Source organism: Bradyrhizobium sp. USDA3516 (assembly GCF_057651995.1).
Genome location: NZ_JBYGYN010000012.1, coordinates 131893 through 144569 on the forward strand (window position 1 = coordinate 131893; position 12677 = coordinate 144569).

Annotated in this window: 14 protein-coding genes; 6 read left to right on the forward strand and 8 right to left on the reverse strand. The window is 64.6% G+C overall.

Annotated features, from left to right (window positions below; translation table 11 throughout):
• Positions 1–24: 24 nt before the first annotated feature.
• Both AC24YW_RS31320 and AC24YW_RS31325 read right to left on the reverse strand, forming a co-directional pair.
• Positions 25–1818, reverse strand: coding sequence for a caspase family protein (locus AC24YW_RS31320; RefSeq protein WP_487486334.1), 1794 nt, complete (start codon positions 1816–1818; stop codon positions 25–27).
• 182 nt (positions 1819–2000) lie between these two features.
• Positions 2001–2429 carry a GFA family protein gene (locus AC24YW_RS31325; RefSeq protein WP_487486463.1) on the reverse strand — a complete coding sequence of 143 codons (429 nt, stop codon included), beginning with the start codon at positions 2427–2429 and terminating at the stop codon, positions 2001–2003.
• A gap of 94 nt (positions 2430–2523) precedes the next feature.
• Between AC24YW_RS31325 and AC24YW_RS31330 the strand changes: the two genes are divergently transcribed.
• From AC24YW_RS31330 to AC24YW_RS31340, 3 genes are all read left to right on the forward strand, one after another.
• Complete coding sequence (locus AC24YW_RS31330) at positions 2524–2898, forward strand: nuclear transport factor 2 family protein (protein ID WP_225175138.1); 375 nt, start codon at positions 2524–2526, stop codon at positions 2896–2898.
• Positions 2899–3078: 180 nt separating this feature from the next.
• Complete coding sequence (gene bla / locus AC24YW_RS31335; protein ID WP_487486335.1) at positions 3079–3936, forward strand: class A beta-lactamase; 858 nt, start codon at positions 3079–3081, stop codon at positions 3934–3936.
• Positions 3937–3982: 46 nt separating this feature from the next.
• Positions 3983–5590 carry a Na+/H+ antiporter gene (locus AC24YW_RS31340; protein ID WP_487486336.1) on the forward strand — a complete coding sequence of 536 codons (1608 nt, stop codon included), beginning with the start codon at positions 3983–3985 and terminating at the stop codon, positions 5588–5590.
• A 32-nt stretch (positions 5591–5622) separates the two neighbouring features.
• On the opposite strand, the gene AC24YW_RS31345 is transcribed toward AC24YW_RS31340, so the two are convergent.
• Together AC24YW_RS31345 and AC24YW_RS31350 are read right to left on the reverse strand one after the other, a co-directional pair.
• Positions 5623–6435 carry an N-acetylmuramoyl-L-alanine amidase gene (locus AC24YW_RS31345; RefSeq protein WP_487486337.1) on the reverse strand — a complete coding sequence of 271 codons (813 nt, stop codon included), beginning with the start codon at positions 6433–6435 and terminating at the stop codon, positions 5623–5625.
• Between the two features lie 3 nt (positions 6436–6438).
• Positions 6439–6627, reverse strand: coding sequence for a hypothetical protein (locus tag AC24YW_RS31350; protein ID WP_487486338.1), 189 nt, complete (start codon positions 6625–6627; stop codon positions 6439–6441).
• A gap of 424 nt (positions 6628–7051) precedes the next feature.
• Between AC24YW_RS31350 and AC24YW_RS31355 the strand changes: the two genes are divergently transcribed.
• The gene (locus AC24YW_RS31355) at positions 7052–7885 is read left to right on the forward strand and encodes an outer membrane protein (RefSeq protein WP_487486339.1); all 834 of its coding nucleotides are present in this window, start codon (positions 7052–7054) and stop codon (positions 7883–7885) included.
• Between the two features lie 84 nt (positions 7886–7969).
• On the opposite strand, the gene AC24YW_RS31360 is transcribed toward AC24YW_RS31355, so the two are convergent.
• Entirely contained in the window at positions 7970–8866 is an 897-nt protein-coding gene (locus tag AC24YW_RS31360) for a TauD/TfdA dioxygenase family protein (protein WP_487486340.1), read from the reverse strand.
• A gap of 299 nt (positions 8867–9165) precedes the next feature.
• Here AC24YW_RS31360 and AC24YW_RS31365 point away from each other — a divergent pair, with 299 nt between their 5' ends.
• Together AC24YW_RS31365 and AC24YW_RS31370 are read left to right on the forward strand one after the other, a co-directional pair.
• A complete protein-coding gene (locus AC24YW_RS31365) occupies positions 9166–9396 on the forward strand; it encodes a hypothetical protein (protein WP_487486341.1) in 231 nt (76 codons plus the stop codon).
• A complete protein-coding gene (locus AC24YW_RS31370; protein ID WP_487486342.1) occupies positions 9389–9841 on the forward strand; it encodes a type II toxin-antitoxin system VapC family toxin in 453 nt (150 codons plus the stop codon). Before AC24YW_RS31365 ends, AC24YW_RS31370 begins: the two co-directional genes overlap by 8 nt.
• A 7-nt stretch (positions 9842–9848) precedes the next feature.
• Here AC24YW_RS31370 and ispG read toward each other — a convergent pair whose 3' ends face one another.
• From ispG to AC24YW_RS31385, 3 genes are read right to left on the reverse strand one after another with little or no spacing between them, the layout of a single operon-like run.
• The gene (gene ispG / locus AC24YW_RS31375; protein ID WP_212255829.1) at positions 9849–11132 is read right to left on the reverse strand and encodes a flavodoxin-dependent (E)-4-hydroxy-3-methylbut-2-enyl-diphosphate synthase; all 1284 of its coding nucleotides are present in this window, start codon (positions 11130–11132) and stop codon (positions 9849–9851) included.
• Positions 11133–11145: 13 nt separating this feature from the next.
• Positions 11146–12099 (reverse strand): DMT family transporter, encoded by a 954-nt coding sequence (locus AC24YW_RS31380; protein WP_487486343.1) that lies wholly within the window; start codon positions 12097–12099, stop codon positions 11146–11148.
• Positions 12100–12135: 36 nt separating this feature from the next.
• Entirely contained in the window at positions 12136–12630 is a 495-nt protein-coding gene (locus AC24YW_RS31385) for a Fur family transcriptional regulator (protein WP_487486344.1), read from the reverse strand.
• Positions 12631–12677 lie beyond the last annotated feature (47 nt).

Below are 12677 nucleotides of genomic sequence, written 5' to 3' on the forward strand. Positions count from 1 at the left end.
CGTTCAGTGGAGAGCGGTGCCTCTTCAGTTGCAGACCTCGGCATTGGCGTCGACGTGGGGACCGCCGCCGCCGCGATAGACGAGGCGGCAGCCGGGCCTGACCGGCCGGCAAAGCAGAGCGTTGCAAAAGATCTGACCGCTGCCGCTCGAGGCACGGCCCGCGCCAGCCGCCGCAGCTGCACCGTAGCCGCCCGCTGCAGCACCGGCCCGCTGCCGTGCGGGGCGATCCTCGCCGTCGTCGCGCCGCGAGGTCGCGGGCTTTGACGCCGGCTTGCCGGCACGCTTCTTCTCGCATTCATTGTCGTCGTTCAGCACATAGCCGTTGCCGCAAACGATCCGGGTGCACTTGTCGCCTTCGGCCTTGAAACCGTGCTCGCAGACCAGCGGGCAGACCCGCGACGGCTTGGCCTTGACCGCGTCGAGTGCGTCGGTGCTCGCCACCTTGACGTCGAGCTTGGTGCCGGCATAGCGGTTGAACTGCGACAGCGACCGCTGCGAGGACGTATTCCAATTGCCGTCGGCCTGCCCGGAGAAGCAGCCGACGCGGCCGAGCTCGCTCTGTACCGAGCGGTTGAGGTCGGCCGGCGCGGTCGCCGGACTGAGCGCGGCGACGTTGGTGCCGGCGGCGCTCGTGGTGTTACCCGGCGCAACACTCGGCGCCGTAGCGGCGAGATTGACGCGCTGTTGCTCGGCGGCGGCCGCCTGCTGCTGCGCCTGCTCCTTGGCCTTCTGCGCGGCGAGCTGCGCCTGCTCGGCGGCCTTCGCATCGGCCGCGGCCCTGGCTTGCGCGTCCTTCTGCGCGCCGAGCGCAGCAAGGCGGTCGCGCTCGGCCTCGGCCTGCTTCGCCTTCTCGAGCGCCGCCGCATGCGCCCGCTCGGCGCCGATCTTCTCGAGCTGGAGCTTGGCAAGGCTCGCATAGAACCCGTCCGGATGCTGGGCGAGGAAGGCTTCCCACGCCGGCCGGTTGCCGACCTGGAGCGCGAGCTCGTAGTCGCGGCGGATATCGGCCTGGGGATTGGCAACGGGCGCCGCCGGCGCCAGCTTGACCGGCACCAGCGGCACGTCCTCGCCACCGAGCGAGCCGTAGACGAACGGCTCCTGCTTGTTGCCGGTCGACTTCAGCACGTCGTCGCGCACGAAGCCGAAGGCGCGGCGGACGTCGAGGCCCGGCGTCGTCAGATGCTTCGACAGCGCGATGGTGAACGGGCTGTTCGCGCCGTCGCCGTCCTGCGCGGTGAAGCCGGCCTTGGCCGAATAGGCGATCAGCGTGTTGGGGCTCATCGGCTCGACCTGGGCGAGGCCGCGGCCGATAGCGCGCGAGGCGACTGTGCGCTTCATCCGCTTGCTGAACGGATTGTCGCGGCAGGCATCGAGGATCACCAGACGCAACTGCTTGGCGGGCTCGACCGCGACCAGGACACGGTCGAGCGAGAGCGCCTCGTCAAAGACGTCGGTGTCGCGCTCGAGTTTCGCATCCACCGGGATCAGGTAGTTCGAGCCCTCCACCTCGATGCCGTGACCGGCGTAGTAGACCACGGCGATTTCGGCGTCGCGGGTCGCGTCGGCGAAGTCGCGCAGCACGCGCCGTGTGTCCAGCGCCGACAGATCGTGCCGGAAATCGACGACGTCGAAGCCGGCCTGCCTCAGCGTCTTGGCCATCACCGACCCGTCATTGACGGGATTGGCGAGCGAGGGCGCGTGCTGATAGGCCGAATTGGCCAGCACCAGCGCCACGCGCTTTCCGGCAAAAGCAGGCCCCGCACCGAACATCAGGCCGAGAGCGACGAGAAGCGGACAAAGTCTGAGCAAGCTGCGCATGACACGACTTCCGATGGTTTCCGGGCCGTTCGGCCCTTTGGGACCGCTTTAGCAACATCCACCGCCGGCGCTTGTGATGGAGGTCACGAAGCGGACCTCGACGACAGGCCGAACGCCCTCTTTTGTTTGTCGCGCCAGCGCCGTCGCGGTTCGCCACCGAGCGGCGGTGCGGACGGGTTCCGTCAGACAACCCCGATGTGCTCCCGATATTGCGGCAGGTCGTCTGTAATTTCGTGCCAGGGCGCCTTCGAGCCGACGAAAATATGGGCGCTCGGCCGGATCGAGGGGGCATCGACCAGGGTTCCCATGGCGACATGGACCCACTCTCCTTCGCGGACCCGGGAATAGAGCAGCGAGCCGCAGCGGCCACAATGCGCGTCATGGCTGGTGTCGTCGCCGAAGATCATCCGGAGGTCGTCACCCCGGACTATGCGGAGCCGGTCTTGCCTGATGCCGGCGAAGGGCTTGAGGGCGGCACCGGTGGTGCGCCGGCAGTTGGAGCAGTGGCAATTCATCGCATAGGCGAATGCATCGGCCACCTCGAAGCGCACGGCGCGGCAAAGGCATTCGCCGACAAGGATGCGAGCGTTCGAATTTTCTGATTCTGTCATGGTGAGGCCTTCGTGCAAATCGCCGGCACACCCATAGCGCATTTCAACGTGGACGACTAAGTTGGCCCGAAGCCATCATGCAAGGGAACGATCCATGAGCCAGGACCGGTCGAGCGTCGAAGCCGTCGTGCAATGCTATTTTGACGGACTTTACGAGGGCGATGCCGACAAGCTCGGCGCCATCTTCCATCCCTCCGCCGATTTGCGCTGGGTCGAGAAGGGCGAGCTCCAGGTTCTGACCGTGCCGGACTGGCTCGACCGCGTGCGCAAGCGCGCCTCGGCCAAGGCCGAAGGCAAGCCGCGCGAGGACTTCATCGTCACCATCGACCGCTCGGACGACAAGACCGCCTTCATCAAGGTGCGCTGCCAGCTGCCGCCGCGCTATTTCACCGATTATCTGGTGGCGATGAAGCTCGCCGACGGCTGGCAGATCGTGTCGAAGTCGTACCGATATGATTTGAGGGAGTGACGGGCGCCATTCCGCCGCCCGAATTCGGACGCACTCGCTATCCAATTCTCCGTTATTGCGAGCGCAGCGAAGCAATCCAGTCTGTCTCCGCGGTCAGATTCTGGATTGCTTCGCTGCGCTCGCAATGACGATGCGGATGCAGCGTCCGCTCCTCCCACCCCTGCTCGCCTGGAAATCACCATGCTTCTCGACCGCCGCTCCCTGCTCGCCTCATTCGCCTGGTTGGCCGCCTCTCCTGCGCTCGCCGGGGATGCCCCATCAGAATTCGAATCCTACGAGCGCGAGAGCGGCGGGCGGATCGGGCTCTATGCGGAGAATCTCGCAACCGGCAAGAAGCTCGCCTGGCGTGCGGACGAACGGTTCGTGATGTGCTCGACGTTCAAGGCTTCGCTCGCAGCTAGCGTGCTGGCGCGGGTCGATCGCGGCGAGGAGCAACTCGCGGCCATGATCCCCTATGGCCAGGCTGATCTGCTGGAATACGCGCCCGTGGCGAAGGAAAATCTCGCGGCCGGCAAGATGTCGGTCGGCGAGATGTGCAAGGCCATCGTCGAGCTCAGCGACAACACCTGCGCCAATCTGCTGCTGGCGCGGATCGGTGGTCCCGCCGCGCTGACTGCGTTCTGGCGCTCGCTCGGCGATACCACCTCGCGGCTCGACCACAACGAGCCCGAGCTCAACCGCTCGCAGCCCGGCGATCCCCGGGACACCACGACGCCGGCGGCGATGGCGGGAAATTTGCGCCGGCTGGTCACGGGCGAGGCGCTGTCGCCTACTTCGCGTGCCCTGCTCACCGACTGGATGGTGAACTGCAAGACCGGCGCTAACCGCCTGCGTGGCGGACTCCCGGCAGGCTGGAAGATCGGCGACAAGACCGGCAACAACGGCAAGGACGCCTCGGGCGATATCGCGGTCGCTTGGCCGAAGCCGGATACGCCGATCCTGATCGCGGCCTATACCCAGGGCGGCACGCCGAATGCGGCGCAGATCGCATCCGCGTTCGCGCGGGTTGGCCGGATCGTGGCCGAGCGGCTGGCCTGAGCCGCGCATTGACGTAGCCGTCGCTTCCGGGTCAAGACAGACCATCATGGAAGCGAAGTTTCAGACCTTTCTCATCCTGCTGGCCGTGCTGGCAGGCGCGGCGCTGGCCGCACGCCGCTTCAACGTCGCCCCGGCCATCCTGCTGATGCTGGCGGGCGTTGGCCTTGCTTTCGTGCCGGGCATGCCGACGGTGGAGCTGCCGCCGGAGCTGGTGCTGCTCGTGGTGCTCCCACCGCTGATCTACTCGGCCAGCGTCGCGATGAGCTGGCGCGAATTCAAGAAGAACCTGCGTCCGATCGTGCTGCTCGCGGTCGGCGCCGTGATCTTCACCACGGCGATGGTGGCGGCCGCCACACACTACTTGATCGGCCTGCCCTGGACCGTCGGCTTCCTGCTCGGCGCCATCGTCGCGCCGCCCGACGTGGTGGCGCCGCTCGCGATCGCGCGCCGGCTGAACATGCCGCGCCGCATCCTGGTCGTGCTCGAAGGCGAAGGTCTCGCCAACGACGCTACCGCGCTGATCCTGTATCGCTTCGCGCTCGCCGCTATCCTGATCGGCCACTTCTCGCTGCCGCTCGCGGCCGGCGAATTCCTCCTCATCGTCGCCGGCGAGATCGCCTTCGGCATCGGCGTCGGATGGCTCTCCTTGCGCTTGCGCAGATGGTCAGGAGATCCGCAGGTGGAGCTGACGCTGTCGCTGATTACGCCCTATGTCTCGTACTGGCTGCCCGAGCATGTCGGCGGCTCCGGCGTGATCGCAACCGTGGCCTGCGGTCTCTATGTGAGCTGGAACGGCCCATTGCTGATCTCCTCGGCGACGCGCCTGCAAGGCATCTTCTTCTGGGATCTCGTGATCTACCTGATCGAGGGCATGCTGTTCCTGCTCACCGGCTTCCAGATGCGCGCGCTCTACGAGAAATCGAAGACTTTTCCGCTCGACGACATTCTCATCGCGACCGCATTGGTCCTGGTGATCGTCGTGATCGCGCGTTTTGCCTGGCTCTATCCCGCAACCTATCTGCCGCGGATGCTCTCCAGGTCGCTGCGCGAGCGCGATCCGCCGCCGCCATGGCAATGGCCGTTCGTGCTCGCCTTCACTGGTGTGCGCGGCGCGGTGTCGCTGGCCGCCGCGCTGGCGCTGCCGTTCGCGCTGCCGAACGGCGAAGCGTTTCCGTATCGCGACCTGATCCTGTTCGTCGCCTTCGGTGTCATCTTCGTGACTCTGATCGGCGTCGGCCTGACTCTGCCGCCGATCGTGCATTGGCTCGGCGTCGCCGAAGCCGGTCGTCACGAGCATGCTACCGAGCACGAAGCGGAGATCGCCGCGCGCCGTCAGGCGCTGGAGGCCGCGCTGCAATCGCTCGACGCACTCACCACGAAAAAAGAGGTTTCCGACGAGGTCATGCGGCTGCTGCGCGCCCGCCACGAGATACGCCTCAACCAGCTCCCGGACTCACTCAATCCCAACCGTCACGACGTCTCCGCCGCCGGCATCGCTCTGACCCGCGACCTGATCGCCGCCGAGCGCAAGTTCATCCACAACCTCTTGCGCGACGGCAAGATCACGGACGAGACGCGGCGGCGGATCGAGCGCGATCTGGACCTGGAGGAGGCGAGCCTGGCGAATAGGGAGTATCGCGGCGGGCCGCTGTAGCTGCCTCGTCATTGCGAGCGCACCTGCGCCAACTACCGCTTCTCGCAAAACTCCCTCATCGCAGCCGCAACGGCGCCCGCGACGGCCTCCTGCCGCTCCGGCGAGTTCATCTCCATTTCCTCGTCACGGTTGATGATCGAGCCGGCCTCGAGCAGCACGGCGGCGCTCCGCGTCCGCGACAGCACGACCAGGCCGTCATAGCGATAGACGCCGACATCCTTGTCGAGCAGCTGGCGCCGGTAGCGGCCCATCACCGGCAGGGTGTACTGGCTGGCATAGTGCAGGCCCTGCTGCTTCAATTGCCGGCCGATCATCCGGGCCAGCATCAGGCTGGTGGCGAAGTGCGGATTCTGCCGCGATACGAACAGCGAGTGGCCCGAAAAGCGATCGCTGAAATAGCTCTTTGCGCCGTCGAATTCCCAGGTCTCGAGCAGCTTGTCCGGCACCGAATCATGATGGACCGACAGGAACAGGTCGGCGCGGCCTTCGTTCGCAGCGCCGACGCGCTTGAACAGGCTCGGCCGCGCCTTGCCATCGGTGACGAGCAGGCGGGTTGCGGCAAAGCCGTCGGACTTGAGCTTGGCCGTGATCAGCCGTGCGAGGCGGAAGTTGAAACCGAACTCCGGATCATTGCGCGCACTCAACGCACCGTAGGAGTCCGGGGTATGCCCGACGTCCACGACGATCCGGAATTTCGGTATATCACATTTGGCCGACACCTGCGGCTTGGCCTTGAATCTTGCAATCTTCCGCGCGATCGCGGCCTCGCTGCTGTCAACAGTCACAAGCGACGATAGCAGGATCGACGCGACCAGCCCGACGATGATGCCCCGCGATTGCCCCAAGCGCTACTCCGCCGCTGCAATCCTGGGGCGGCCAACGAAACCCGCGACATCGCCGAAACGTTCCGGCTCGCCGTCGGGCTCGGCGAGTTCTTCGCAGAGCAGGACCGGAATCCAGAAGCGGCGCAACAATTCGCCCATGCCCGTTCCAGGGCCAGCCTTTGTCAGGAATCTGTTGCCCTCGGCGCGGAGCATGGCGGATCCTCCCGGTTCCTTTTTTAGAGGAAGATTGGCGCGAACGCTGGAAGACGTCAACGCAGAGCCGCGTAGGATGTAGGCCGGAGGCAAAGGCGGCTCTTCGCGCCGTTGCTATGTCTGGCGCGCCTGGCGTGAGGCGAGATGGTGGGCACTCCCCATTCTAAGGCACCACTCCGTCGCTACCCCGGCGCTCCCCGCGTGCAGGAACGCGTATGAAGCCCGGCGCCGCCAGGGCCTTTCTTGTCGCCTCAGCACTGACGCTGCCATTTTCGACGGCTGACAATCACACCTTGTATCGTCCCCCCAATCGCGCAAGCCGGGAAACATATTCAGGTACCGTTGCTCACGGGTGACAGACGAAGCCGGCTGTCAACTGGTAAATTAAAGGAACGTGCCTCCTTGGAATGAGGGAAATCTCGTCGTGAAAAAACTTGCGCTGGCCGTTGCAGTTACCTCCGCCCTGTTCACCGGCGCCGCTGCGGCAGCCGACCTGGGCGCCCGTCCCTACGCCAAGGCTCCAGCACCGGTCATTGCCGCTTGGAATTGGACCGGCTTCTACGTGGGAGGCAACGTCGGCGGTCACTGGGGAGACGATCGGATCACTCCCGCTGCCAATCCCGTCGGTTGGGGAGCAGCCGGGGCCGCAGATTTGAACGCGTTCACCCGGACCAATTTGCACCCTGAGGGGGTGATTGGCGGTGTGCAGGCTGGCTATAATTGGCAGACCAGCAACCTTGTTGTCGGTGTCGAAGCCGATGCCAACTGGGCCGACGGTACGGCGACCCGGGTTCAGGTCCCTCCGGTCGGATTCCTGGTCATCAATCCCCTCGACGTAATGACCAATTCGAGCAAGCTGACATTCCTGGGAACACTCCGCGGAAGATTGGGCTGGGCGGCGGGTGATGCACTCTTTTATGTCACTGGCGGTTTGGCTGTAGGAAATCTGAAGACGACCGATACATTTTGCTTTTTCGGCGCGCCGTGCATTGATCCCGGCGATCTTGGCATCGTGAACTCTTCAGTGACCCGGGCTGGCTGGACGGTTGGCGGCGGCATGGAGTATCACGTTGCCGGAAATTGGACGGTCAAAGCTGAATATCTCTATGTCGACCTCGGATCGTACGCGACGAGCATTCCGGGGTGCGTAAATTGTCTTCCCGGCTCGGACATCACGATCAATCACAAGTTCACAGACCAGATTGCCCGCGTCGGCGTGAACTACAAGTTTGGCGGCCCGATCGTTGCCCGATACTGACGGCGCGTTCCCGCGACGATCGAAGGCCCCGGCATCGTCCGGGGCTTTTTCTTTTTCAGTGCAGGCCAGCCGAACGTCCACCGCTCACACCGGCCGCTCTCCCTTCACCGTCACGCGCGTGCCGGAGCGTGTGTGCGGCCAGTAGTCCCACATCGCGCGGTGCTGGGTGCAGCGGTTGTCCCAGAAGGCGATGGCGTTCTCGGTCCAGCGGAAGCGGCACTGGAACAGCGGGTTCTCGGCGTGCTGGTAGAGATAGGCGAGCATCGCATCGCTCTCGTCGCGGGGGATGCCGTTGATGTGGCGGGTGAAGCCGCGGTTGACGTAGAGCGCCTTCTTAGCCGTGACCGGATGGGTGCGCACGACGGGATGCTCGGCGCGCGGATAGGAGGGACGATCGGCAACGCCGTAATTGGCATAGAGCCCGCGATAGATCGGCTCGCCGTCGTGGAGCGCCGTCAGGCCGTCGAGATAGGCCTTCATGCGCTCCGACAGCGCCTCATAGGCCGCATACATGTTGGCGAACAGCGTGTCCCCGCCGCGCGGCGGGCATTGCTTGATGTAGAGGATCGAGCCCATCGGCGGCTCGAGATCGCAGGAGACGTCGGAGTGCCAGCCCTCGCCGTTGGCACGCGGCGAGTTCTTGTCCGCATAGATCTTCATCAAGGCGGGGTCTTCGTCCTCGTGGGGAGCTGCGGGATGAAAATGCAGCTCGCCGAACTTGCGGCCGAAGGCGAGATGCTGCTGCGGCGTGATGTGCTGGTCGCGGAAGAAGATGACGAGATTTTCGGCGAGCGCGCGATGGATCTCGTCCATCTGCCGGTTGGAGCCGGCATCGCCATCGACGAGCTTGCCGATATCGACGCCACTGATTTCCGCGCCGATGATGGGCGTGAGCTTCTCGACCGCGATGGTCTCGTATGGCGCGCCGTCCTCGGCCATGTGGCGATAGCGCGGGCCCTGCTTGCCGGCGAGTGAGCTCATGGCGTGTCTCCCGATCGTTGTTGATGGGAGCCATCGTAGGCTCTGCGCGAGTGGCCGCAAAGGCCGACAAATTCTCGACACGCTATAAGTCGACACACTTAGACATCTTTAATAGTGTGTATGGAGGTGGAGGCTTCTACCATGGGCAAATATGAGCGACTTGGTGAATTTCTGAAGTCCCAACGGACCAAAGAGGTGCCGATGACCTTTGCCGAAATCGAGCGGGTCATCGGAAGCAAGCTCCCCCTAACTCGCCGCAATATCCGGCCTGGTGGAGCAACAATCCGAGCAACAACGTCATGACCAAGGTTTGGCTTGCCGCTGGTTTTCGGACAGAACAGGTCGATACCAAGACACGGCGCGTGGTCTTTCGCCGGGTCGAACAAAGTGCCCCCGAGACATCTGCCGCGCAGACAAAGAAGGACGGGCATCATCCGATCTTCGGCGCCCTGAAGGGCTCCGTTTACATTCCGGAAGGTGTTGACCTCACGGAGCCGGCCGATCCTGATTGGGGCAAAGTCTATGAGTGAGACGGCGCTTCTTCTCGATACTCACGCCGCGATATGGATCACCGAAGGGCTCCCCCTCGCAACGAAAGCTCGCGAAGCGATAGATGCTGTCCAGCACGCGGGCAGCACAATCTTTGTCTCTCCGATTAGCGCGTGGGAAATCGGCTTGCTGGTTTCACGTAACCGCATTGGCCTCTCGATGAGGCCTGAACGCTGGTTTCAGAACGTGCTGGCTATCCCGGGGGTCGAGCTCGCCAAGCTTACTCCGGATATCCTGATCGAATCGTCGTTCTTGCCCGGCACCCGCCGCGCGACCCTGCCGACCGCATCATCATTGCGACCGCAGGCGATATCGGCGCAACACTCGTCACCCGCGATCGTCTCTTGCTGGACTATGGGGCGAGCGGGCAGATCAAAGCGCTCGCCTGCTGATTCCGTTCCGCCACCAGACCAGAAAGTCTCGTAAACCTCGCCTACTCCGCCGCAGGCGCCGGCACCTTGGCGCCCTGGCCGTAGCGCTGGTCAATGTAGTCGATCACCAGCGCCTTGAAGTCGGCGGAGATGGTGGGACCGCGCAGCGTGCGGAACTTCTTGCCGTCGACGAAGACGGGCGCGGCCGGCGCTTCGCCGGTGCCGGGCAGCGAGATGCCGATATTGGCATGCTTGGATTCGCCGGGGCCGTTGACGATGCAGCCCATCACCGCGACGTTGAGCTCCTCGACTCCGGGGTATTTCGTCTTCCAGGTCGGCATCTCGTCGCGGATGAAATCCTGGATCGAGCGGGCCAGCTCCTGGAACGTGGTCGAGGTGGTGCGGCCGCAGCCGGGGCACGCCGCAACCAGCGGCACGAAGGTGCGGAAGCCCATGGTCTGCAACAGCTCCTGGCCGACCTGCACCTCACGGGTGCGGTCGCCGCCGGGCTCGGGCGTCAGCGAGATGCGGATGGTGTCGCCGATGCCCTGCTGCAGGAGGATGCCGAGCGCGGCCGAGGACGCCACGATGCCCTTCGAGCCCATGCCGGCTTCGGTGAGACCGAGATGAATGGCGTAGTCCGAACGCGCCGCAAGATCCTGGTAGACCGCGATCAGATCCTGCACCGCAGAGACCTTTGCGGAGAGGATGATGCGGTCCTTGGGCATGCCGAGCTCTTCGGCGCGGGCGGCCGAGAGCAGCGCCGACTGCACCATGGCCTCGCGCGTCACCGCGCGCACGTCGCGCGGATTGGGCGAGGCGGCGTTCTCGTCCATCAGCTTGGTCAGAAGCTCCTGGTCGAGCGAGCCCCAATTGGCGCCGATGCGCACCGGCTTGTTGTTCTTGTTGGCGATCTCGATGATGTCGGCGAACTGGGTGTCGCGCTTGTCCTTGAAGCCGACATTGCCGGGATTGATGCGGTATTTGGCCAGCGCCTCGGCGCAGGCCGGATAGGCCGCGAGCAGCTTGTGACCGATATAATGAAAGTCGCCGATCAGTGGCGTGGTGATGCCGCGCTTGGCGAGGCCGTCGCGGATGTGCGGAACGGCGGCTGCGGCCTCCTCACGGTCCACGGTGATGCGGACCATTTCGGAGCCGGCGCGCGCGAGCGCTGCGACCTGGGCGATGGTGCCATCGATATCGGCGGTGTCGGTGTTGGTCATCGACTGCACGACGATCGGCGCACCGCCGCCGACGGCGACGTTGCCGACCTTGACCTGGGTGGTCCGGTGCCGGGGCGCCGGGCCCGCAATGTCTGAATCGAGAGGGTTTTCGAGCTTGTTCATGGCGGTCCAAATATCAGGTTTTGGTGACGTTCAGCAATGCATCGCGCGGCGCCGCAACCGATGGGCTGGGACGGTTAACAAGAAAAAGCCCAGCAATTACAAGGACCGCTGCGGCCCCGAATGTCAGGCTGAGGGTGTCATGCATGATGAAATAGCTACCCACCACGCCAAACAAAGGGGTGATGAAGGTAAAAGCGGACAATTTGCTGGCCGAATAGGCCTTCACCAGCGCGAACCAAAGCGTGAACGTGGTTCCCACCACCCAGATCGCCTGGAACGCCATCAGGCCGAGCGAGAGCGGCGATGGGGTGTGCGTGATGGTTTCGCCGAACAGCCAGGCCGCCAGCCCAAGGATCGGGATCGAGGTCGCGACCTGATAACCCAAGGCCTTCTCGGGCGCGGCGAAGCGCAGCCGCGTGCCCTTGGCAACCAGCGTGGTTGCGGCCCACAGCGCGGCGCCCCCGACGATCATGAGATCGCCGAGCAGGACCTGCGAATCGACATTGGGCTGCGGCACGCCGATCGCAAGCGCGACGCCGGCAAAGCTGATGGCAAGGCCCAGCCATTGCGAGCCGCCGAGACGCTCGCCGAGCACCTGGTAGGAGCCGAGCGCAACGAAGAACGGCGCCGTGTAGAGGAACACCACCGCACGGGAAGCGGAGGTGAGACGCAGTCCCTGGAAGATCAGCACGAATTCGATGCCGAACATCAGCCCGGCGATCAGGCCCGGCTTCCAGGTGCCGTCATTCTCGAAGAATTTGACGCCGCGAAAGGTGCCGATGAGGAACAGCACCGGCAGCGCGCCCATTGAGCGGATGGTGGCCTGGAGCATCGGCGGAATGTCCGGCAGCACCAGCTTCACCGCGATCTGGTTGAAGCCCCAGGTCAGGCACAGCATGAGCATCAGGGCAATGGCGCCGGCACTGAGGGGACGGCCGGCGGACGGTATGGCTTGAGGTGCGGACATTTCTTCCCAAAAATCCGGCTTTGCGCCGTTGTTGCTTCAAGACACTTTCTGACAATGCGTGCAGACGCCCGTGATCTCCACCACAGACAGCTTTGGCGCGAAGCCTGAGCTGCGCGCGGCGGCGTTGAGGTCCTTGGCGAAGGACGCCGAGGAGATCTCGCCGACCAGGCCGCAGCGCTCGCAGATCAGGAACGCCACTGCGGAGGTCGAATCGTGGTCGTGGGCTGCGCAGGCGAGATAGGCATTGCGGCTTTCGATGCGATGCACGAGGCCGTTGGCCATCAGGAAATCGAGCGCACGATAGATCGTGATCGGCGCCGGCCGCGCCATCGACTTGGCGAGTTCGTCGATGATCTCGTAGGCGCCGAGCGGGCGGTGACTGGCGAGCAAGGCGCCCAGCACCTGGCGGCGGATCGGCGTGAATTTCTGCGCGCGCTGCTGGCAGACCACCTCGGCATGCGCGAGCGCGTCCACGGTGCAACGGCCGTGATCGTGATCGGGCGCAGGGAATGCCGGCTTTGCAAGGCTCATGTCGCCGTCTTCTAGCATTTCGGCGGCGGAACCCAAAGCATGACGAG

What these genes read in the sequence shown, in the direction of transcription:
- AC24YW_RS31320 (WP_487486334.1), bottom strand. Translation starts at nt 1,818, where the DNA reads ATGCGCAGCTTGCTCAGACTTTGTCCGCTTCTCGTCGCTCTCGGCCTG.
- AC24YW_RS31325 (WP_487486463.1), bottom strand. Translation starts at nt 2,429, where the DNA reads ATGACAGAATCAGAAAATTCGAACGCTCGCATCCTTGTCGGCGAATGC.
- AC24YW_RS31330 (WP_225175138.1), top strand. Translation starts at nt 2,524, where the DNA reads ATGAGCCAGGACCGGTCGAGCGTCGAAGCCGTCGTGCAATGCTATTTT.
- bla (WP_487486335.1), top strand. Translation starts at nt 3,079, where the DNA reads ATGCTTCTCGACCGCCGCTCCCTGCTCGCCTCATTCGCCTGGTTGGCC.
- AC24YW_RS31340 (WP_487486336.1), top strand. Translation starts at nt 3,983, where the DNA reads ATGGAAGCGAAGTTTCAGACCTTTCTCATCCTGCTGGCCGTGCTGGCA.
- AC24YW_RS31350 (WP_487486338.1), bottom strand. Translation starts at nt 6,627, where the DNA reads ATGCTCCGCGCCGAGGGCAACAGATTCCTGACAAAGGCTGGCCCTGGA.
- AC24YW_RS31360 (WP_487486340.1), bottom strand. Translation starts at nt 8,866, where the DNA reads ATGAGCTCACTCGCCGGCAAGCAGGGCCCGCGCTATCGCCACATGGCC.
- AC24YW_RS31365 (WP_487486341.1), top strand. Translation starts at nt 9,166, where the DNA reads ATGACCAAGGTTTGGCTTGCCGCTGGTTTTCGGACAGAACAGGTCGAT.
- AC24YW_RS31370 (WP_487486342.1), top strand. Translation starts at nt 9,389, where the DNA reads ATGAGTGAGACGGCGCTTCTTCTCGATACTCACGCCGCGATATGGATC.
- ispG (WP_212255829.1), bottom strand. Translation starts at nt 11,132, where the DNA reads ATGAACAAGCTCGAAAACCCTCTCGATTCAGACATTGCGGGCCCGGCG.
- AC24YW_RS31380 (WP_487486343.1), bottom strand. Translation starts at nt 12,099, where the DNA reads ATGTCCGCACCTCAAGCCATACCGTCCGCCGGCCGTCCCCTCAGTGCC.
- AC24YW_RS31385 (WP_487486344.1), bottom strand. Translation starts at nt 12,630, where the DNA reads ATGAGCCTTGCAAAGCCGGCATTCCCTGCGCCCGATCACGATCACGGC.